At 66.3% G+C, this 20,820-nt stretch carries 16 protein-coding genes and 3 tRNA genes; 9 read left to right on the forward strand and 10 right to left on the reverse strand.

The annotated features are described in order from the left end of the window. Positions 1–32: 32 nt before the first annotated feature. The 3 genes from ftsH to tilS form a co-directional block, all read right to left on the reverse strand. Complete coding sequence (gene ftsH, locus DCE93_RS11860; RefSeq protein ID WP_108596754.1) at positions 33–2,051, reverse strand: ATP-dependent zinc metalloprotease FtsH; 2,019 nt, start codon at positions 2,049–2,051, stop codon at positions 33–35. Positions 2,052–2,139: 88 nt separating this feature from the next. Next, positions 2,140–2,691: a hypoxanthine phosphoribosyltransferase gene (gene hpt, locus DCE93_RS11865; protein ID WP_108596059.1), complete on the reverse strand. Its 552-nt coding sequence runs from the start codon at positions 2,689–2,691 to the stop codon at positions 2,140–2,142. Positions 2,692–2,744: 53 nt separating this feature from the next. After that, the gene (tilS, locus tag DCE93_RS11870) at positions 2,745–3,824 is read right to left on the reverse strand and encodes a tRNA lysidine(34) synthetase TilS (protein ID WP_244284161.1); all 1,080 of its coding nucleotides are present in this window, start codon (positions 3,822–3,824) and stop codon (positions 2,745–2,747) included. A gap of 94 nt (positions 3,825–3,918) precedes the next feature. Here tilS and ppa point away from each other — a divergent pair, with 94 nt between their 5' ends. Further along, entirely contained in the window at positions 3,919–4,404 is a 486-nt protein-coding gene (gene ppa / locus DCE93_RS11875; protein WP_108596061.1) for an inorganic diphosphatase, read from the forward strand. Positions 4,405–4,520: 116 nt separating this feature from the next. Here the strand turns inward: ppa and DCE93_RS11880 are convergent, their stop codons facing one another. Both DCE93_RS11880 and DCE93_RS11885 read right to left on the reverse strand, forming a co-directional pair. Beyond that, positions 4,521–5,822: a C40 family peptidase gene (locus DCE93_RS11880; RefSeq protein WP_146184989.1), complete on the reverse strand. Its 1,302-nt coding sequence runs from the start codon at positions 5,820–5,822 to the stop codon at positions 4,521–4,523. After that, positions 5,815–7,026 (reverse strand): M23 family metallopeptidase, encoded by a 1,212-nt coding sequence (locus DCE93_RS11885; protein ID WP_244284162.1) that lies wholly within the window; start codon positions 7,024–7,026, stop codon positions 5,815–5,817. Before DCE93_RS11885 ends, DCE93_RS11880 begins: the two co-directional genes overlap by 8 nt. 339 nt (positions 7,027–7,365) lie before the next feature. On the opposite strand from DCE93_RS11885, the gene DCE93_RS11890 reads away from it, so the two are divergent. The 3 genes from DCE93_RS11890 to DCE93_RS11900 all read left to right on the forward strand — a co-directional run bounded on the left by DCE93_RS11890 (position 7,366) and on the right by DCE93_RS11900 (position 7,706). Beyond that, a tRNA-Glu gene (locus tag DCE93_RS11890) sits at positions 7,366–7,438 on the forward strand. A gap of 52 nt (positions 7,439–7,490) precedes the next feature. Continuing rightward, positions 7,491–7,564 (forward strand) — tRNA-Asp (locus DCE93_RS11895). Positions 7,565–7,630: 66 nt separating this feature from the next. Beyond that, positions 7,631–7,706: transfer RNA gene (locus DCE93_RS11900), tRNA-Phe, on the forward strand. Positions 7,707–7,740: 34 nt separating this feature from the next. Here DCE93_RS11900 and DCE93_RS11905 read toward each other — a convergent pair. Continuing rightward, a complete protein-coding gene (locus tag DCE93_RS11905) occupies positions 7,741–9,027 on the reverse strand; it encodes a tyrosine-type recombinase/integrase (RefSeq protein ID WP_108596063.1) in 1,287 nt (428 codons plus the stop codon). Next, positions 9,027–9,167, reverse strand: a complete 141-nt coding sequence (locus tag DCE93_RS14630; protein WP_168186217.1) for a hypothetical protein — start codon at positions 9,165–9,167, stop codon at positions 9,027–9,029. The genes DCE93_RS11905 and DCE93_RS14630 overlap by 1 nt, the downstream gene beginning before the upstream one ends. A gap of 194 nt (positions 9,168–9,361) precedes the next feature. Here DCE93_RS14630 and DCE93_RS11910 point away from each other — a divergent pair, with 194 nt between their 5' ends. From DCE93_RS11910 to DCE93_RS11920, 4 genes are all read left to right on the forward strand, one after another. Beyond that, entirely contained in the window at positions 9,362–10,072 is a 711-nt protein-coding gene (locus tag DCE93_RS11910; RefSeq protein ID WP_108596064.1) for a hypothetical protein, read from the forward strand. A gap of 420 nt (positions 10,073–10,492) precedes the next feature. Continuing rightward, positions 10,493–11,476, forward strand: coding sequence for an SIR2 family protein (locus DCE93_RS11915; RefSeq protein WP_108596065.1), 984 nt, complete (start codon positions 10,493–10,495; stop codon positions 11,474–11,476). After that, the gene (locus tag DCE93_RS14455; protein WP_146184991.1) at positions 11,476–12,039 is read left to right on the forward strand and encodes a hypothetical protein; all 564 of its coding nucleotides are present in this window, start codon (positions 11,476–11,478) and stop codon (positions 12,037–12,039) included. The genes DCE93_RS11915 and DCE93_RS14455 overlap by 1 nt, the downstream gene beginning before the upstream one ends. Beyond that, positions 11,990–14,167 (forward strand): AAA family ATPase, encoded by a 2,178-nt coding sequence (locus DCE93_RS11920; protein ID WP_108596066.1) that lies wholly within the window; start codon positions 11,990–11,992, stop codon positions 14,165–14,167. Before DCE93_RS14455 ends, DCE93_RS11920 begins: the two co-directional genes overlap by 50 nt. Positions 14,168–14,364: 197 nt before the next feature. On the opposite strand, the gene DCE93_RS11925 is transcribed toward DCE93_RS11920, so the two are convergent. The 3 genes from DCE93_RS11925 to DCE93_RS11935 all read right to left on the reverse strand — a co-directional run bounded on the left by DCE93_RS11925 (position 14,365) and on the right by DCE93_RS11935 (position 17,901). Continuing rightward, entirely contained in the window at positions 14,365–15,531 is a 1,167-nt protein-coding gene (locus DCE93_RS11925; protein ID WP_108596067.1) for an HNH endonuclease family protein, read from the reverse strand. Further along, positions 15,528–16,709, reverse strand: a complete 1,182-nt coding sequence (locus DCE93_RS11930) for an adenine-specific methyltransferase EcoRI family protein (RefSeq protein WP_108596068.1) — start codon at positions 16,707–16,709, stop codon at positions 15,528–15,530. Before DCE93_RS11930 ends, DCE93_RS11925 begins: the two co-directional genes overlap by 4 nt. A gap of 118 nt (positions 16,710–16,827) precedes the next feature. Further along, positions 16,828–17,901 carry a restriction endonuclease gene (locus tag DCE93_RS11935; RefSeq protein ID WP_108596069.1) on the reverse strand — a complete coding sequence of 358 codons (1,074 nt, stop codon included), beginning with the start codon at positions 17,899–17,901 and terminating at the stop codon, positions 16,828–16,830. A 178-nt stretch (positions 17,902–18,079) separates the two neighbouring features. Here DCE93_RS11935 and mobF point away from each other — a divergent pair, with 178 nt between their 5' ends. Further along, on the forward strand, positions 18,080–20,785 hold the full coding sequence (gene mobF, locus DCE93_RS11940) for a MobF family relaxase (protein ID WP_108596070.1): 2,706 nt from the start codon (positions 18,080–18,082) through the stop codon (positions 20,783–20,785). The last annotated feature ends 35 nt before the right edge of the window (positions 20,786–20,820 follow it).

A 20,820-nucleotide genomic window follows, 5' to 3' on the forward strand; every position in this document is an offset into this window, starting at 1 on the left:
CTTCGGGTCGACGGACTTCGATCGACCGGCGGCTACGCCGTGGCGGGCCGCGGGTTCGAGCGAGGCGAGCGGGCCGCGGGCTCCTCGTCGACGGGCAGCTCGCCCGAGTCGACGCCGCCGTCGACGGCGCCCTGGTCGATCGGCATCTTCTCGGTCGGGAACGAGATCGGCGGGCGGTCGGAAACCGGCCGCTTGTCGCTCGAGAGCCACAGCGGGCGCTCGGGCAGCTTCTTGACGTCCGTGAAGATCTCGGCGATCTGCTTGTGGTCGAGCGTCTCCTGCTCGAGCAGTTCGGCCGCGAGCTTGTCGAGGATATCGCGGTTCTCGTTGAGCACCTGCCAGGCCTCGTCGTGCGCCTGCTCGATGAGCGCTCGCACCTCGGCGTCGACGCGCTCGGCGATGCGCTCGGAGTAGTCGCGCTGGTGGCCCATGTCGCGGCCGAGGAAGACCTCGCCCTGCGACTGGCCGAGCTTCACGGCACCCACGTTCGCGCTCATGCCGAACTCGGTGACCATCTTGCGCGCGGTCGACGTGGCCTTCTCGATGTCGTTCGAGGCACCGGTCGAGGGGTCGTGGAAGACGATCTCCTCGGCGACACGGCCGCCCATCGCGTAGGTGAGCTGGTCGAGCAGCTCGTTGCGGGAGACCGAGTACTTGTCTTCGAGGGGCAGCACCATCGTGTAGCCGAGTGCGCGGCCACGCGGCAGGATCGTGATCTTCGTGACGGGGTCGGTGTAGTTCATCGCCGCCGCCGCGAGTGCGTGTCCGCCCTCGTGGTAGGCCGTGATGAGCTTCTCCTTGTCTTTCATGACGCGCGAGCGGCGCTGCGGGCCGGCGATCACCCGGTCGACCGCCTCGTCGAGCGCGCGGTTGTCGATGAGTTGCGCGTTGGAGCGAGCCGTGAGCAGCGCGGCCTCGTTGAGCACGTTGGCGAGATCGGCACCGGTGAAGCCGGGCGTCTTGCGCGCGAGCACCTCGAGATCGACGCCGTTGGCGAGGGGCTTGCCCTTCGAGTGCACCTCGAGGATCTTCTGGCGGCCCTTCAGGTCGGGTGCATCGACGCCGATCTGGCGGTCGAACCGGCCGGGGCGCAGCAGCGCGGGGTCGAGGATGTCGGGGCGGTTCGTCGCCGCGATGAGGATGACGTTCGTCTTCGGGTCGAAGCCGTCCATCTCGACGAGCAGCTGGTTGAGCGTCTGCTCGCGCTCGTCGTGCCCACCGCCGAGGCCAGCGCCGCGGTGGCGGCCGACCGCGTCGATCTCGTCGACGAAGATGATGGCGGGCGCGTTCTGCTTCGCCTGCTCGAAGAGGTCGCGCACACGGGATGCACCGACACCGACGAACATCTCGACGAAGTCGGAGCCCGAGATCGAGTAGAAGGGCACTCCGGCCTCACCCGCGACCGCGCGGGCGAGCAGCGTCTTGCCGGTGCCCGGAGGGCCGTAGAGCAGCACGCCCTTGGGAATGCGAGCGCCGACGGCCTGGAACTTCGCCGGCTCCTTCAGGAACTCCTTGATCTCGTGGAGTTCTTCGATCGCCTCGTCGGCGCCGGCCACGTCGTCGAACGTGACCTTGGGGCTCTCCTTCGAGACGAGCTTCGCCTTCGACTTGCCGAACTGCATGACGCGGTTGCCGCCGCCCTGCATGCCCGAGAGCATGATCCAGAAGAAGAGGCCGATCAAGACGAGGGGCAGCAGGATGCCGAGCATCGAGAGGAGCCAGTTCGGCTGGGGCACTTCGTCGTTGAAGCCGTCGCTGGGGTCGGCGTCGTCGACGGCGGCGACGACGTCGGGGCCGCGCGGGGTGACGTAGTAGAACTGCACCTGCTTGCCGAGCTCTTCGTCGGCCTTATCGAGGGTCAGGTCGACGCGGTTCTCACCGTCGACGATCTTGACCGAGGCGACCTTGCCGTCTTCGAGCAGCTCGAGGCCCTCTTGCGTCGAAACCTCTTTGAACCCCGAGGCGGTGATGAGGCTCGAGCCGATCCACACCGCGACGATCGCGAGCAGAATGTAGATGATCGGCCCGCGCAGGATCTTCTTGATGTTCATGGTGCTCACAGGTTACATTGCAGTCGCCGCACGGCGGCCGGATGTTCGCTGAGGGCTGTGCCGCCGCGTCAGCCCCCGGTCGACGGGCTCAGCTGTAGACGTGCGGCGCGAGGATCGCGACGTCGCGGAGGTTGCGGTACTGCTCGGCGTAGTCGAGGCCGTAGCCGACGACGAACTGGTTCGGGATGTCGAAGCCGAGGTACTTGACCGTCACGTCGACCTTCGCCGCGTCGGGCTTGCGGAGCAGCGCGCAGATCTCGACCGACTCGGCACCGCGCGATTCGAGGTTGCCGAGCAGCCAGCTGAGGGTCAGGCCCGAGTCGATGATGTCCTCGACGATGAGCACGTGGCGACCCGTGAGGTCGGTGTCGAGGTCTTTCACGATGCGCACGACGCCCGACGACTGGGTGCCCGCGCCATACGAGGAGACGGCCATCCAGTCCATGTTCACGTGCGGACGCAGCTCGCGCGCGAGGTCGGCCATGACCATGACCGCGCCCTTCAGCACGCCGACGAGCAGCAGGTCTTTGCCCTCGTAGTCGGCCTCGATGCGGCGGGCGAGCTCGGCGAGCTTCGCGTGGATCTCGGCTTCGGTGACGAGCACCTCGGTGAGGTCGGCCTCGATCTCGCGGGCGTACATTCATGCTCCTTCTATGACGACGAACGGATGCGTCGAGCCTACGCGCTGCCGGCTCAGTGATCGTGCGGGAGCACCTCGGTCGAGCCGCTCGTGCTCAGTACGACGTGCGTTCCGGCCCGGGTGGCGAGCACCCCGCCGGGCAGGTCGATCGGCCCCTGTCCGTGCCAGTCGGTGACCAGGCGCGCCACCTCGAGGGTCTGCCCGCGAGTGAGCGAGACGCCGAACTCGCTGCCCACGACGTGCCGGATGATGCGCTGCCGCAGCGCCGCCGGGTTCGCCGCGAGCGCCCCTACCGAGATCGCGATGCCGGCCTCGGCGGGGTCGCAGATCTCCTCGATGAACTCGTCGATCTGCTCCGAGAACGCCGCGTCGTCTTCGCGCAGCTGCTCGGCGGTGCGGGCGAGCGCTTCGGCGATGCCCGGCCCGAGTTCGGCCTCGAGCACCGGCAGCACCCGTTCGCGCACGCGCACGCGCGCATAGGCGGGGTCGGTGTTGTGCGGGTCTTCCCACGGGGTCAGCCCGGCGTCAAGGCAGGCCTGCCGCGTCGTCGCACGACGAATTCCGAGAAGCGGGCGAACGTAACGGCCGGCCCTGCTGGGCATGCCCGCGAGGCTCGCGGCACCGGAGCCCCGGGCGAGGCCGAGCAGCACGGTCTCGGCCTGGTCGTCGAGGGTGTGGCCGAGCAGCACGAGCGTGGCACCGGTCTCGGCGGCGACCGCGTCGAGCGCGGCATAGCGCGCATCGCGAGCGGATGCCTCGGGGCCGCCCTCGCCCGTCACCTCGACGCGGCGCACGACCACCGGGTCGAGCCCGAGTTCGCGAGCGGTCGCCGCCGCGGAGGCCGCGACATCCGCCGAGCCCTGCTGCAGCCCGTGGTCGACGATGACGGCACCGGCACGCAGGCCCGCCCGCGGCGCCTCGAACGCCGTGGCCGCCGCGAGGGCGAGCGAGTCGGCGCCACCGGAGAGGGCGACGAGCACGATCCCCTCGGTTGCCGCCAGGGCAGCTTGCGACGACGGGTGCTGCGGGAGCACGGCGCGCACGGCGCGGCGCACGTCGGCGATCGGCGGGGTCAGTCGCGGGCGGCGCGCCGGGCTCGCGCCCGAGACATCCATCGGCTGGTCAGGAGGCATCAAGTAACCTTATTCCGCCGATCGAGCCCGACCCCGAACAGGTCGGCCGCTGGCCAGTTTCCAGACAGCGCTGCCACAACCGAGGAGAACCAGCATGGGCGAGTACGCCGCCATCATCGAGATCCCGAAGGGGAGCCGCAACAAGTACGAGGTCGACCACGAGACCGGCCGGGTGTTCCTCGACCGCGTGCTCTACACGACGTTCGTCTACCCGACCGACTACGGGTTCTTCGAGAACACGCTCGGCGACGACGGCGACCCGCTCGACGTGCTCGTGCTGCTCGACTACCCGCTGTTCCCCGGCGTGGGCGTGAAGGTGCGCCCGGTGGGCGTCTTCCACATGACCGACGACGGCGGCGGCGACGCGAAGGTCGTCGCGGTGCCCGCGGGCGACCCGCGCTGGAACCACATCCAGGACCTCGAGGACATCCCCGAGTTCACCCGCAAGGAGATCGAGCACTTCTTCGAGCACTACAAGGACCTCGAGCCCGGCAAGTGGGTCAAGACCGAGGGCTGGGCGAACGCGGCCGAGGCCGAGGCGCTCATCGCCAAGGCGATCGAGGCGTTCCCCGGTCACTGAGCATCAACCGAGCGGATGCCGCGAGCTCGCGGCATCCGCTCACAGAAGGGGCGGGCCTTGCGGCCCGCCCCTTCGCTGTACCCGGGCCTCGGTCGGCGGGTTTCTCGGCGCCGGGGTCAGCCGGCGGGGCGCGCCGCGGCCGAGGGGCTGCCCCAGATCGGCCACTCGCGCACGGGCTTGCCGTAGTCGGGTGCCTCGAGGATGCGTCCGCCGCCGAGGTAGATCGCGACGTGGTAGTAGTTGCCGGGCGAACCCCAGAAGAGCAGGTCGCCGCGCTGCACGCTGCCGAGCGAGACCGCCTTCCCGCGGGCCGCGAGCGTGTGGTACTGGTTCGTCGCCGAGTGGCTGCCGATGCCGATGCCCGCGTACGCATAGGCGGCGCGGGTGAGGCCCGAGCAGTCCCAGACGTCGGGGCCGGCGCCGCCGAGCCCGTATCGCTCGCCGAGCTGCTGGCTCGCGAACCAGATCGCCGACTCGACCGCCCCCGCGTTCGGCGGAGCCGGGGCGGGGTTCGGCGCGGGTGTGCCGCCGCCGTTGCCGCCACCTCCCCCACCTCCCCCGCCACCGCCGCCGCCTGCGGGCGGGGCCGGGGCTGGGGCCGGCGCCGGGGTGGTCGGCCGACTCGCCTCGAGCGCGGCCCGCGCGGCCTCACGCGCCTGACCCTCGACGCGCTCGCGTTCGAGCTCGGCAGTGGTGTCTTTCAGGGTCGCGAGCTGCGCATACAGTTCTGCCGAGCGCTGCTCCTGCGCGGTGACCGCCGCCATCGCCGACTCGGCAGCAGCGTTCGCCTCGACGGCCTTCGCCTCGGCGAGCGCGGCGAGACGCGTGCGCTCGGTTGCAGCCCGAGCGGCCTGGGCCCGCAGGGCGTCGGCGGTGTTGCGATCGGCGACCGCCTGCTCGTAGACCGCCTGAGCCTGCTCACCGAGCTTCGACGCCATGCCGAGCTGCTTCAGCAGCCCGTCGGCGCTCTCGCCCGAGAACACGAGCTCGGCGCTCAGGTCGTTGCCCGCCGTCTTCGCGAGATGCGCGGCGAGAAGCCCGGCGCGCATCTTCGAGATCTCGGCGACCGCATCGGCCTCATCGGCCTGCCGCGCGAGCGTGGACTCGCGCTCGGCCGCCCGGTCGCGCTCGTCGACGGCGATGCGGTACGACTCGGCAGCGATCTGCGAGGCCTGCACCGCGGCATCCGCCACCTGCTGGAGGCCGGCGAGCAACTCGCCGACCCGCGCGATCTCGGCCTGCTTCGTCGCCTCGTTGGTCTTCGCCTGCTCGATCTCGCCCCACGACGGGTAGTCGGGTTCGGCCATCGCCGGAACGCCGCCCCCCACGACCGACGCCGTGACCGCGCCGACGGCGATCGTCGAGAAGATGGTCGCGGGCTTCACCCGCGACACCGGCCTGGTTCGGTTCTCAGCCAAGGTTGACCCCCCGGTTGGCCATGAACGGCTGGGGGTCGATACGGCCTCCACCGCTGTACACCTCGAAGTGCAGGTGGCATCCATCGGATGCCCCGGTCGTTCCGCTCGAGGCGATGTTCTGCCCCGCATCGACCCAGGCGCCGGCGCCGACGAAACGACCGCCGTCACGGATGTGCGCGTACCCGGTCCAGATACCGCCGCCGTGGTCGATCTGGATGTAGTTGCCGTACGTGCCCGAGTAGCCCGAGAACCTCACGACTCCGCTGTTCGCCGCGTAGATCGGTGCCGAGCAGCCGGTGCCGAGGTCGACGGCGTAGTGGAAGTCTCCGGAACATCCGCTGCCCGCGCAGATCGGCGAACGCGGCCCGAAGTCGCCGGTGATGCGGCCACCGGCGGGCTTCGCCCAGCCCGACGACGCGACGCCACCCGGCGATCCGCTGCGGGCCGCCTCCTCGCGGCGCTTCCGCTCCTCCTCCTGCTTGATCCGCTCGCCCTCCTGGTAGGCCGCGGCCGTCTTCGCCTCAGTGTCTTTCAGGAACGCGAGCTGCGCGTCGAGCTCGATCTTCTTCGCCTGCGATTCGGCGAGCGCGGCCTCTGCTGCCGCCTGTGCTTCCTGAGCGGCGACCAGGGCCTCCTCGGCGGCGATGCGCAGTTTCTCGCGTTCGGCCTGTGCTACCTCGGCCTGCCCACTGAGCGCCTGAGCGGTGTTCTTCTTCTCCTGGGCTCGGTCGTAGATGCTCGAGGTGCGCTCGACCATCTTCTCCATGCTGCCGAGCTTGGAGAGCAGCGTCTCGGTGGCTTGAGCGTTGCCCGCATCGAGGAAGAGGTTGACCCCGACGTCACCGCCACCGGAGCGGTAGAGCTGGGCGGCGACCTGACCCGCGTTCGACTCCGCTGCCTGGGCCTCAGCGGCGGATGCATCAGCCTGTGCCTGGATCTGGTCGGCCCTGATCACGGCTTCGTCGTACTTCTGCTGCGCGACGAAGAGCTCGTCCGTGCGGCGCTCGGCTTCTGCCCGCGTGAACTCGACGTTCGCCTCGAGTTCGGCGATGAGTGCGACGACCTGCTCGACCGCAGCAGCACCGGCGGCCGTGTTCGCCTTCGCCGCCTGCAGCTCGTCCCAGCTCGGGTACGTGGCGGCGAGCGCGGGCTGCGGGGTCGCGATGACCGGGCCGAGGAGCGTCGCGGCGACGACCGCGATCACGGCGACGAGACGGCGTGAAGAGCGCCCTCGGCGAGTTGCCGGGCCGGCCCTGCGGCCCCCGGTCACCGGGCTCGTTCGGGGTCGGGCGATGGGCGTTCGGTCTGTGGTGCGGTACATCGTTCCCCGTCCACGCGGGCTCGGGTCCCCGCGCTCATCGACTCTCGGTTCGGGCACTGGCAGCCCCACGATAGGCGCGAGTCGAGCGCATTCCGGGCATTTCGGGCGCATGTCCGAGGATGCCGCGTGGCGTGAGTTGCGGCATCCGCTGCCCTCGTTTTGCCATCTCGCCCGAGTGCACGTATGCTTGGCTGTCGGCGGGCGTGCCCAGCACAGCCCTCCGGCCCCATCGTTTAGTGGCCTAGGACACCGCCCTTTCACGGCGGCAGCACGGGTTCGAATCCCGTTGGGGTCACTGCACGACAGTACATATAATTGAACAACCTCGGTGTCGCAAGATGCCACGAGGCCCTGTAGCGCAGTTGGTTAGCGTGCCGCCCTGTCACGGCGGAGGTCGCGGGTTCAAGTCCCGTCAGGGTCGCTCAGGCGACAAGCCCTTTCCCTTACGAGAGAAGGGGCTTTCTCCTTATCAGGGCTCAGGCCCTGAGGCTCTGTAGCTCAGTTGGTAGAGCGTTCGACTGAAAATCGAAAGGTCACCGGATCGATGCCGGTCGGAGCCACCATCAAAACCCCCGGGTAACCGGGGGTTTTCTTGTTTCAGCGGGTCATTCCGCGAGGCCGCCGGTGAGGCTGTGTCATTGATGTGCCATTAAGGGTTCGCCTGGTTCGGCGTTGTGCCATTTCCGGTTCTGGATGGGCCGACTCGGCTTGGCTCTTGGTGCCGGTCTTGGCTCTGCTCGAATCGGTGCTTTCGTCGGCTCGCTTGAGCGCATCGTTCAGTGCTGCACCGGCTCGGAGCGCGACGCCTTCGCGTGCACGAGAGTAGCGCTCGGTGACCTGCAGGCTCGAGTGGCCGAGAGTCGCCTGCACGTCGGGCGCGGTCGCGCCGGCGTCGAACAGGATCGTCGCGAACGTGTGCCGCAGGTCGTGGATGCGCAGGTCGGGCCGCCCGATCGCCTCGCGCAGCTCTTCCCAGTTCACCGCGCGGCGCGCGTTGTGATTCGTGAGGCGCCCACCGTCGGGCCCATCGAAGAGCAGGTCGCTCCCCTGCTTGCCGCGCGAGGCCGCCTCGGCGTACGGACGCAGCGCGTCGATCAGCGGGACATCCCTCGACTTGTGGCTCTTGGGCGACTGCTCGATGAGCTCGCCGCGCATACCCGGACTCAGCGACCGGCTGACGCGGATGACCCCGCGCCCGAAGTCGACGTCGCCGACGCGCAGCGCGGTCGCCTCACCCGCGCGCATGCCCGTGTAGACGAGCGCGGCGAAGTAGCGGCGGTAGACGCCATCGGGAATCAGGTCGAGCAGTGCGGTGATCTGCTCGAGCGTGAGCGCCCGCGACACCGGCGAGATCGACTCGCGCATGCTCGGCCGCTTCACCTCGCGAGCCGGGTTGAAGTCGATGAACCGAGAACGACGAGCGCCGTCGAGCAGGCGCGAGAGCAGCGCGAGCGCGTCGTTCTTGGCGGATGCCCCGCCCGACCACGCGACCATCGCGGACTCGATCATGGGAGAGGTGATCTCGTCGAGCCGGTGGCGGCCGAGACTCGGCTTCACGCGGAGCCTCCAGGCGACGCCGTAGCTGCGGGCCGTTGCCGGGCGGATGGACGACTCGATCGCGGGCCAGTACTTGTCGTACCACTGGTCGAGCGTCATCGACCCGTTCGGGTTGCGACCGGCCACCATCTTCGCGAGCTCGCGCTTCGCCTCGGCGAGGGTGAGGAACGTGCGGGAGCGCTCGGCGGCGCCGCCCTCGACGCTCGGGCCGACGACGCGGATCTGGTAACGCTGGCGGTCGGCGCGCCAGCGGATGCCTTCGGGCAGCGGCCGACCCGTGCGCGGATCGACCCGCGACGGGGTGTCCTTGGTCGGCCGCCCGGCCATCAGTATTCCGTTCCACCGCGGGCGAGCAGCTCGTCGATCGTGTCGGCGCTCCAGAGCAGATGCTTGCCCATGCGGGCGTCGGGTTCGGGAATCAGCCCGTCGGGCGCAGCTTGTCGAAGCTCGAGACCGGGATGCGACACCGCTCGGCCGCCTCGACTCAGCTCAGGTACTCGACCCTCCACCCGGTGTCGGCCATGACGCTCCCCCTCGACTCATCGGCCGCCGGCTGGCATCTCGTGCATGCCGACACACACGCGGCTATTTGCAAGTACCTGAGATTACCACCGCACGCGGGTTGCGGCAAGTATCTGAGTTGTTTGGCTAGACTCGACGCATGCCCGGCACCCCGCGTCGCCCAGCCGATCAGTCGCACGACGACCTCCTGCACCAAGACGACCTCCCCGAGGGCTGGTACCTGCACGTCGGCTTCCCGGGCGACCGCGCCGAGGACCCGTCGCTCGAGATCGACGAGCTGCTCGGCTACAACCGCTGGCTCATGATGGAGCACGAGCAGTACCGCGTTGCCGAGTCCGACCAGAACGAGACGATCGACGGCCGCTGGCGATACATCGTACACACTGCGACGCGCACACGCGTCATGATCCGCCTGCAGCGCCAGACGTTCGCCGTACCGGAGGAGGTGCGCATCACGGGCGTCATCTACCTCCCCTGGCGGGCCGGCGACCCGATCACGAGCCAGCTCCTCCGTGAGCTGCCGACCGCCCGCATCGAAGCCACGATCAACAAGCGTCTCTTCGCGATGAAGCGCACCGAGACGATCACCGGCGGCAAGATCGTGCTGCCCTCAGGCCACAAGGTCAGCGAGCGCGACCTGCTCAACCCGCTCGGCGAGCCGAAGAAGACGCCCGACTTCTACGAGCTGGTCGCTCTGCAGCACGGCCACCTCTCCCGGAAAGGCGACAAGAACCCGAGCGCGACGATGGCGGAGATCAACGGCGTGGCCCTCTCCACTGCTCAGGGCTGGATCACGAAGGCCCGCGAGCGCGGCTTGCTCCCGCCCGGGCGGCGCGGCCGGGCCGGGTAGCGCCAGAGCACACAACACCCGGGCGTGCAACTCGCGCTTCCGGCATCGGCCGCGCATGGTCCAATAGTGTTGGCGGGTGAGCCACATCCCTTCACCCGTCGCTGGCGGCGCGACACCCTATGCGGTGGATCTGGTTGAGCGTGGCCGATCGGGACGCCTCGCGATATACGCTGGGGCCGGGTTGAGCAGGGCTCAACCGGCCGGAATCCCGCCAGGCAATGATGTGGCCGCCCGAATCGTGGCTAGGCTCAGCCCTGCGTTCCCGGTTCTCGACAGCGTCGATTCGACAAACTTGGTTGCGGTTGCTGATGCGATTGCTGGACTCGAAGGCGGAGAGTCCGCGCTTCTCCAGGCGATCGTCAAGGTGGCAGAGTTCACGTCAGCACCCCGAACTACGCCCACCGATTGCTCTCCGCTCTGATGCTGGAAGGCATCGTGGATGTTCTTACGACAAACTGGGACAACTGCATCGAGCGGGGCAGCTCCGACGAGCGACCTTCAGCCGTGGTGACGAGCCAAGATCTATCCAATGTAACCCCACCCTCGGTTCTGAAGATTCATGGGTGCGCTACTCAGCCTCAATCCCTCCTTGTAACCTCAAATCATCTCGCTGCGCCACCTCAATGGGTGATCGACGAGACTCGCCATCGCCTTGGCGCCACGACTGTCGCATTCGTGGGAATCGGCGACATCGCCGGGTACGTCAAGCTCCGCATCGAAGAGGCCCTCCACGATGTCGGAGTCATAGACAACATCCGAGTTGTCAGCCCCGGGATCGTGAGCGGGTGGGCGTCTTCGCAGTGGGCGGGGCTCGTCCCCGACCTCGGCGCCGGCCAACGTATTGCCGCTACGGCCGACGACTTTCTCGAGCAGCTAGGGCGCGCCTATGTGCTCGGGGTGTTCGGCGACATCGCTCTCGAGTTCTCGGATCATCCGAAGTTCTTGGCCGCGGTCAAGAATGCTCAGAACTCGATCACCGCGAGCGATGCGCTGAAAGTCGTCGTATGGGCACGCCGGGCAGCGGTGACGCCCCACGCAGGAGTCTCAGTCTTCGACTCCGAGTCAATGACGACGATGCTCTGCGCTCTCGGCGTGCTTCTGCCCGACGGCTTCGCCGTAGAGGCGTCAGGGGCCGTACGCACGCCTGAAGCGTATTGGCAGGTTCTGGTCTCGTCGGGTCGCACGTCCGCATCTCGAATGCAGCGCGAGGCGCAAAACCGCCTGTCAGCGGCGCGGACTGAAGGCCGCGAAGTACCCAAGTATCTGGTCGCCGGAGGTATTGGTTGGGGGCTTGGCACGACACTTCCCTCCGACATACTGAACGAAGGGCGTGGAGACGACGTTCTCGATGGCCCGTTGAATCTGATGCCTGAGATCCTGCGAGCGGAAGAGGTGCTGGCCTGATGTCTGGTAACGGTACTGCATTCTCCGACGCCGATCTGCTGCAGTTAGCAAGCGACGTGCTACTAGAGGCAGGATTCGCGCTAGAGACCATCGACGGCGAGCCCCGCCTTGTTCTCGCCGAGAATCAATACTTCCTTGTCGCCATTGCCGCCACGCCCACAATTGAGCAGCTCCTGGTCGCCGAGAGTTTGACGGAAAGCGTTCTCGCCCACCGGCTTTCAGAAAGCGACGTCGGCGCCAAGGTCTGGGACGTCTACGTCGTCCTCCTGACCCAAGAACGCTCACTCGAGAGCGAGAGCTCCGCGCGCGCGTTGTACCAGATCAACTACGACACCTCACGTGTCCGTCGAATCGCACGTGATGCAGTGCCCCCAACCATTGATGGTGTTCGCGCTGCCCTCGCTCCGTTCGTAGCTCCACGCGAGATTACAGAACCATCTGTAACAGCGGATCCCCTAGCCCTCCTTAGGGTCGAGTTGCAAAGTAGCGGGGTAAGCGCCGACCTTTCTTCGCGTGCAGTTGCCGCCTTCGAGCAGGGAGCGTCTCTTGCCGACATACTTTGAGCCGTCGATTAGAACCCTGCGAGTCGAGGCGTTTCGAGGGTTTCGCGACTATCAAGAGTTCGACCTATCCGCCTCAGCGGTGATCGTCACTGGCCCGAACGGCACTGGCAAGACCAGCTTCTTTGACGCGCTGCAGTGGTGCCTTGTGGGCTCGATCGAGCGACTGGAGGGCCTCCGGTCCCGTAGACGCGTTGAACACATCGTCAACCAGTTCCGAGTCCCTGCCCGGGCGGTAGTGGAGTTGGATTTCGTCGCTGTGGGCAAGCACTTTACGGTCCGGCGAACCGGTGATCAATCGGGAAGCACGCTGGAGTTTCGAGAGGCCGGAGAGCCAACCCGTTTTGGCGACGAAGCTACTCGGGCCATTCACCGCGCATTGGTCGGTGAGAGCGAACTGACTCTGGAGGCCCTTCTCTCGACGTCAGGGCTAATGCAGCAAGATGTGATGCGGAGTGTTCTGGAGGCGAAGCCGGCCGAGCGTTACAGACATCTCAGCGCCGTGCTCGGCTTGAGCAGGTTGGAGGACTTCGAAGAAGCAGTACGAGAAGCTGCCCGCGATGCTAAATCGAGGGCGGAAGGCGCTCGGTCGAATCTCGAAAGGGCCGAGTCAGATCTCAAGCAGGCTCGGTCCAGTCTCGAGGCTCAGGAACGCTTGGCGCTCGCCAAACCTCAGTTCGACTCCATGCGTCAAGCCGTGCTCGATGCCATCGCATCGCCGTCGAGCAACGTACAGATCGACGTTTCGGCATTTAGCTACTTGCAGAGCGTCGAGAATTTCGCTGGTCTGGCCGAGCTCATCTCCTCGGCAATCGAAGCAGTCGAACAACTAGCTCGCAGTAGAGAACGGGCAAAGCTTCTATCGGACGAGTCGCTAGGTGGGATGGATTTCGACCTAGATTCAGCGACCGCAGCACGAGATGATGCAATTCGCAACGTTGCTCTCAAGCGGGACGCCGTTATCGAGGCGACTCGAGCGCTGGAACTAGCCCGCGAGGCCGGCGAATCGATGGCACGCCTAGCTGCAGCTGCTCTCCCCTTGCTCTCGGAGAACTGCCCCGTGTGCGGTCACCACATCGATCGAGCGCACATTGAACGTGAGTTGCTTGCGGTGTCAGCAGAGACCCGACCTGTGCTGACGCTCACCGAGGCGCTCGCGGGAGCTCGCGAGGAGTTGAAAATAGCCGAGTCTCAACTCTCCGCAGCGGAACACACCGTGCAGGAGTACACGCATGCGGCGCGACGGAGGACAGAGCGAGACCAGGCAATCGAGCGGGTCAGCCGCGACGAGATTGCAGTTCGTGCGTTCAAGCCAACCATGACCTTTGACGGGGACGGCGACCGATTGCTGGCTGAGAGCACGAGTGTCGTAGTAGATCGTCTCCAGGTCATCCGAGGGCGTATTCGGGACCTGATCTCATCGGTGGAGAGCACTGGAACCCAGTCTGGGATCGAGCGAGCACGCTCGGAGATCCAAAGTCTGGAGGACGCGATCGCTACCCGAAGAGAGCCAGCTACTTCTGAAGCGAATCGGGCGCGTGAGCTGAAAAAGCTTGCCGACGCCGCAGTGGAAGCTCGAGTTGCGGTCACCAACAAACGCTTCGATGCAGTACAACCACTCGTAGCCGACATTTACCGCCGGCTTGATCCCCACCCCGTGTTCAAGGAATTCGAGTTCGAACTCGATACCTACTATCGACGGGGCACGACCACCCCAGTAGTTCGGGATCAAGTCACCGGCGTAAGCGCAGACCCGCTACTCGTATTCTCGACGTCGCAGGCCAACATTGCGGCTCTGTCCTATTTTCTAGCGATGGGTTGGTCAGCTGGGTCAGGAGCTCTTCCCTTCATCCTTCTCGACGACCCGGTACAGTCCATGGACGACGTGAACGTGCTCGGATTCGCAGACTTGAGTCGCCACCTTCGTCAAGACCGACAACTGATCATCTCCACTCACGAACGCCGCTTCGCGAATCTTCTCGAACGCAAACTGGCGCCTCGTTCTGAGAACGAGACGACGAAGGTGATCCAGTTTGTCGCGTGGGACCGAGGTGGGCCGGTCGTAGAGCGCCGGGAAATCTCGTCGCAGCGAGAGTTGAGTTCGCTGAGACTGGTCAAGAGCGCCAGCTGATACGAACGCGGCGCCAGAGTTCCTTGGGGATCGTCGGCGATACTCGACAAGCAAGCCAAAGCGTCGCTTGAAAGAGTTGCGCACTCGTACGGATTTGATGGCTATCTCAGTGCGAGTCTGCCTGTCGCCGCCCGTATTGCCCGATCTTGTTTAGCTACTTGCGGAACTAGATCACTCCCACCGGCTCCAGAGATGAGCTATTTGTTGCCCTTGGCGCGGTTGTGCGGGACACAAAGCATCTCGCAGTTCGCGAGGTCAGTGGCGCCACCCTTCGACCAGGCGGCGACATGGTCGGCGTCCATCTCGTTCTGCTTGTAGATGCGGGACTTGTTCGCGTTCTCGCCTACCGCGCAGAGCGGGCAGTTCGACTTACCCGACTTCGTCGCAGCGTCGGTCTGCTGCTGGTACACGAGCTTCTTAGTCTTGTCGTCGAAGAGGCGTACTTCCAGCAACTCCGGGCACTGCTCCCCGCCGAGCAGGTATTCGAAAATCCCCTTGCGACTGTGCACGAACGGGTCGCCGATCAGCCGCTTGACCCCGGCGTCGATCTTCGCCGGGTCGTAGGCGGTGGTGTGGAAGGCCTCATAGAGGCGCCCCCAGGCGAGGCCCCGCATCTCCTTCTCGGGCGAGGCGGTGAAGACGCTGTCGATCCAGTCGATGACCGTCGTAAAGTAGGTCTTCAACTCGGCGATGCTCGTGTCCTGCCGGTGGCGAGCCATGTACGCATCGACTTCGAGCCCCTGCGCGACGGCTACCCAGTCGAGGGCGACGGCGAGGATTTCCTGTCGCTTCGGGTCGCCCTTCACATAGGCTGACCACTTCTGGAGGTTCGCGTTCTGCGAGTTGCTGAACTCCGCCTTCGCCTTCGTCACGAACGGCCCCGAGTAGATCGCGTTGAGCAACTCCTGAGCGTTCAGCGGAACCCCGGCGATGTTGATCGTCCGGAACCAGTCCTTGATCTCCTTCTCGGTGCCGGTGCACACGTACACGAGCAGTTCGCTGTCCATGATCTTGTCGCGCTCCTCAGCCGGGAGCGATGAGAAGGTCTGCTCCTTGCCGTCCAGGAGGATGGCGAACTTGCCGGTGACGAACCGCCCGACACTAGTGATGCGCTGTTGACCGTCCAGTACTTCGAGATTTATCCCGGCATCGTTGAAGTAGATCAGGCCGAGCGGGTAACCCTTCAGCAGAGAGTCGATGACGGCGACATCCTTCTTGCCATCGTTGTAGATGTAGTTCCGCTGGAACTCCGGCTGGATGACGAGCTGCCCGGACAGGCCGAAGAGCCCCTTCCCCTCGAACTCGTTGTAGACGAAGCCCTCGACGATCTCACGGACGGTGTAGTGCCGCAGTTCGGCCTTCATAGAGTCTCCCTTCGCCGAACAAGCACCCTCATATACGGCACGACCGGTCGACCATTGCTGTCGTAGTAGCACAGGTCGGGGTGACCCTCGCTGATTTGTCCTGTCTGACCGGACGCATAATAGGCATCGACGAACTCCTTCGACATGCCCTGAGTCTTCGTGTATCTGCTCAATCCCACGATCTCGAACTGGTCGGGGTCGTACCTATCAAGAAAGGTGATCGGCACGCCCATGACGCCCTCGCAGTCATTCGGGATGGCATCGACGAACGGAACCTCGATGGCGTCGTAGTTGTCGTAGCCCCGGTACCCGAGCCCGCGAATCTCCTTATGCCTGCTGAATTTCACGTTGTCGGCCTCGGTCATGAGCTGGAGAGGCTCGTGACGCAGGCCGTGGTCGACGTTCGTGAACCAGCACGAGTTGCCGAGTCGAGTGAAGTCATAGTTTTCGGTGCTCGGGTACCCGAGCTTTTCCGCCTTCAGGCGATCGGCTTCGGCCACCCCTGCGCCCTTCGGAACGCCGAAGACCATGTCGGTCGTGTTTCCAGTCGCTCCTTTCCACATCCGGTTCTCCTGGATCAGCGGAAAGACTTCTTTGTACGTCGTAGCGTTGCTGTTGCCGATCACCGCGAACTGCGTCCCACCAGCCACGAGCCACACGAGGAACTCCCGAAACAGGCTGAACGGGGGGTTCGTGATGATGAAATCGGCTTCGTCGCGTAAGTCGGTCACCTCTGCGCTACGGAAGTCGCCATCGCCTTCCAGGTAGGACCAGTGCAGATCGTCGATGTTGATGGTGTCGTCGGCGTCGACGTCAGTGGAGTCCAGCACGAAGAGCTTCCCGTTGAGGCGCGTCTTCGTCGGATCGAAGCGCGGGTCCTCCAGCTCGAACAGCGTCGGTGCGTACTTGTCGCGGGCGGGCGTCTTCGCAGGCTTCGCGTCCGGGGCTAAGGACGTCGAGATCAGCTTTTTGAGCCCGAAGTCCATGAAGTGCAGCGCGAAGAACTTCGTGAAGTTCGACCACTCGGGGTCGTCGCAAGGCAGCAGAACGACCTTGTCGCGGAACACATCCGGGTCATACTCGAGGTAGGCGTTCATCTCCCGCTCGATGTCCGCCCACTGGGTATAGAACTCGTCGTTCTTCGCGGCTTTCGCCGCGGTGAGGTTTTCCTTCGCCAATGCTCAACCCCCCGCACAGACGCGCGCGGTACAAAGGTCGGAAACCAGAGGAAGCATGCACTCCATATTGCCAGTGACCGCCGACGTTCTCAGGCAACGTGGCCGCGCCCGCCCGCGATCAGGCGTCGGCGGCCTCGTCGATGAGCCAGACACGCTTGAGCGGAATCTTCGCCTGAATGTCGTCCGGCAGGACTTCGTAGTGCTTGAGCAGGCGGCGGAGCACCTCTTCGGTGTCCCAGACGGCGACCTTGAGCTGCTGCGCGGCGACCTTGTCCCTGGCGTCCTTCGTGAGATCACTGAGCGTCACGAGCAGGCCGTGGTCGGCGTTGTGCTGACTCACCACCCCGCCGAGCTGGTCGAGCACCTGCGAGCCGATGGTCCCAGCCTGCGCCTTCACCTGCACGATGATCGTCGGCGCCGAGATGCCGAGCACGCCCGAGCCGGCGATGATGTCGATGCCTCCGTCCTTGCCCTTAGGCGGCACCTTGCAGGTCATACCCTCGGCTTCGAGGAGCGCGGCAACGAGGCCCTGAAATCCATAGCCGTCGAACTGCTCACGGAGGCGGCTGCGGATGCGGTCACGGGAGAACTGCTCGATGTCCTGCCCGTCGCTGGCGATTGCCTCATCCGTATCGACGACGTCGTCACCGACCTTTGGCAGCGATAGCGGAACCCCGGCGCGGGCGCCAGGATCGGTCGCTGCACCGTCGAGCACCCTGCCGAGCCGGTACGCAGCGTCGTTCCGGCTGATCTGGACGACCGTGCTGAACGCGCCGAGCGAGTAGAGCAGGTCCTGGTTGATCGCCGTCCGGGCGACGTCGGGGCGCTTCCAGTCCACCTGTCGGACGTGGTTCAGAGTGCCACTCCCGGGCAGATACTCATATCCGCCAGTGACGACACCGAAGGCGAGGCGGCTCTGCTGCTTGAGCGGGAGCACGACGATGTCGCCGACTGCCATCCGGTTGGCGAAGGCATTGAGCTGCGCGGCGTAGTTGCCGATCGCCTTCTCAGACTTCCCCGGCATCGCAGGCCCAAGGAGTGCACGCATTGCCGCAAGGTCGATTGCTGGGCGAAGGTCACCAACCTCGGAGAAGTCGACTGCGGTGTAGCTGTTGTCGAGCATCCACTGGTCGTAGGCCCAGTTCTTCGACCCACGGACCAGCCAAGCTCTCGGCTCCATCTTCCCGTTCATGCCATCAATTCTGCCCGGCCCGCCGTGGCCCTGCTGCCTGCTCCGCGGGCTGCGAGCCGAGCTGCGTACGGCGCATCCGTCGAACGATCACCCAACCGTCAAGCGTCGCTCTCCTGGAGGAATGTACGTATGCTACCGTAGGTAGTTGCAAGAACCTGAGCTAGCTCGGAGGAAGGCGATGCGAGGTGGAGTGATCCTGTACCGGGGTTCGGGGGCCGACGCGCGCCGGTACCTCGAGTCAGATCGCTCCCGCGCCGACGACTACTACCTCGAGGGCGGCACGGCGCTGGCTGAGTTCTCCGTCGTCGACGGCAATGGTGCCCTGATCGGCGAAGGCGCACTCACCCCCGACCAGTACGCCCAGTGGGTCGACTGGATCAACCCGCTCACCGGCGAATCGATGGGCACGCCCCGCCATGCCGGCGACGCTCGCCATGGATCGCCACGGTTCGCCGAGATGGTCGTCAACGCGCCGAAGTCGCTGTCGATCGCCGCGGCGCTTCACCCCGAGATATCCGATGCCCTCGATGTGGCGCAGCGCGATGCGGTCGCCGAGATCCGTGTCTGGCTCGGCCAGCACTCGGTCACGCGTGTCGGCCCGCGCGGAGCGCAGCGGGTGGTTCCGGTCGAGCAGCTCGAGACGGTCGCGGTCTCGCACAAGACCTCACGGGCCGGTGACCCGCACCGGCACATCCACTTCCAGATCGGCACCCGAGTGTGGGCGGATGCCGCGTGGCGAGGTCTCGATACAGCGGCGTTGTTTCGACAGCAAGGCGCGATTCGCGCGCTCGGCACGGCCGTGATCGCGGCGCACCCGCCGCTCGCGGCCGCGCTCGACGCGCGTGGTCTCACGCTCGATCCGGTGACAGCCGAGGTCACCGAACTGCAGCCGTTCAACGCCGCGATGAGCAAGCGTGCCGAGCAGGTTGCGCGCAACCTGGCGCACTTCGAGAAGGACTGGCGCGCGGCACATCCGGGCCAGGAACCCCGGCCAGCGGCGATGTCGCGACTAACCGCGATGGCGTGGGATCACGAGCGACCGCACAAGAAGCCGACCCAGCTCGGCAGCGAGGATGCGTGGCGACGCGAGCTCGAGGCATCCGGCTATCGACCTGATCTCGAGCGCGTGGGGGCGCAACGGGCCGTCGCGCTCGATGGGCTGAGCGTGCAGGATGTCGCATCCCGCGCGCTCGATCGATGCGCGGCCGCCGCGTCGACGTGGACGGTGCACGACATCCAGGAGCACGTGTCGCACTTCGTCACCGAGGCCGGCGTGCGTGCCGAACCAACGCCGCTGCGCGAGTTCGTCGCGCTCGTCACAGAGCTCGCCGAGGAGAACTGCCTGTCGGTGCTGCCGCCCGATGGGCCGCATCCTGAGCACGTCGCGCACCTGACGAGCGTTCACGTCATCGCGGTCGAGACCCGGCTGCGCGATCTGCTCACGGCCCGTGCCGAGCGACCGCCGCAACGCACGCCGGACCTCTCGCGCCTTGCACAGCGGCTCCGACTCGACCCGGCACAGGCGCGCGCGGCTGCGGCCGTGGCATCCGCTCAATCGCTCGTCGTCGTGGAGGGTGCAGCCGGCGCAGGCAAGACGACGATGCTCGCCGCCGCGATCAAAGCGGCGGCCATGCTGGGTCGCAAGACCCGCGTGGTCACGCCGACGAAGAAGGCTGCGGACGTTGCGCACCAGGAGCTCGGGGTTGCAGCCGACAGCGTCGCCAAGCTCGTACACGAGCACGGGTGGCGGTGGAGTCGAGACGGCGTTTGGACGCGACTCGCCATTGGCGACCACGACCCCGAGACGGATGCCGCGTACGCCGGCCCCTCGGCATCCGCTCGACTGCGCCGCGGGGAGCGAATCGTCGTTGACGAGGCGGGCATGCTCGACCAAGACACGGCGCTCGCGCTGTTGACCGTTGCCGATGAGGCGGGCGCCACCGTCGCTCTCGTCGGCGATCGTGCGCAGCTCGCCGCCGTCGGTCGAGGTGGCGTGCTCGACATGGCCGCGCAACTACTCCCCCGCGTGCATCGCATGACGGCCGTGCACCGATTCGTCGACCCCGAGTACGCCGCGCTCACCGTGCTGATGCGGCGAGGGGATCATCCGGATGCGGTCTTCGATCGACTCTGCGCGCTCGGCCTCGTTGCGATTCACGAGAGCCCGGATGCGCAGCTCGGGGCGCTTGCGCGCGCGTGGCGCGAGGGCTGTGCGATGAGCGTTGCGACGAACGACGAGGCGCGCGAGTTGAATGCGCGAGTTCGCGAGGAGCGCGTGCGGGCTGGCGATGTCGATGACAGCCGCACGGTGATGGGCAGCGACGGATTGAGCATTGGACGCGGCGACGTGATCCAGACTCGACGGAACCACTCGAGCGTGCGAGTGGCGAACCGGCAGATTTGGGTCGTACAGTACGTGGCCGAAGGTGGCGCGGTGTGGGCGACGGAGAGCAGCATCGGGCGCGTGCACGGGCGGCGCACAGTCCGGTTGCCTGCCGAGTACGTGACCGAGCACACGCACCTCGCGTACGCCTCGACCGCGTACGGGGTGCAGGGCGCGACGGTTGCCGAGTCGCACACGGTGGTCGGCGATGCGATCGGTGCCGCAGGTGTCTACGTGGGGATGACCCGCGGGTGGAGCTCCAACCGCCTGCACCTCGTCGCGGCTGACATGGATGATGCGCGGGAGCAGTTCGTCGTCGCAACGGGACGCGACCGCGCCGATCGCGGGCTCACGAACGCGACGGCCGCTGCGCGAGAGTCCGTGAGAGGGCTCACGACCGGCGCGGAGAAGCGCCACCGCACGATGCACCCGATGGACGAGACCACCTTCGGTCGAGACTCCGCGTCGAGTGCGGCGCCGGAAGCTGGGCTGCGGCGATGAGGACTCCGGCTCACTCGCCCTCGTAACAGGTTGCG

The organism is Agromyces badenianii (assembly GCF_003070885.1).
Lineage (GTDB): Bacteria > Actinomycetota > Actinomycetes > Actinomycetales > Microbacteriaceae > Agromyces > Agromyces badenianii.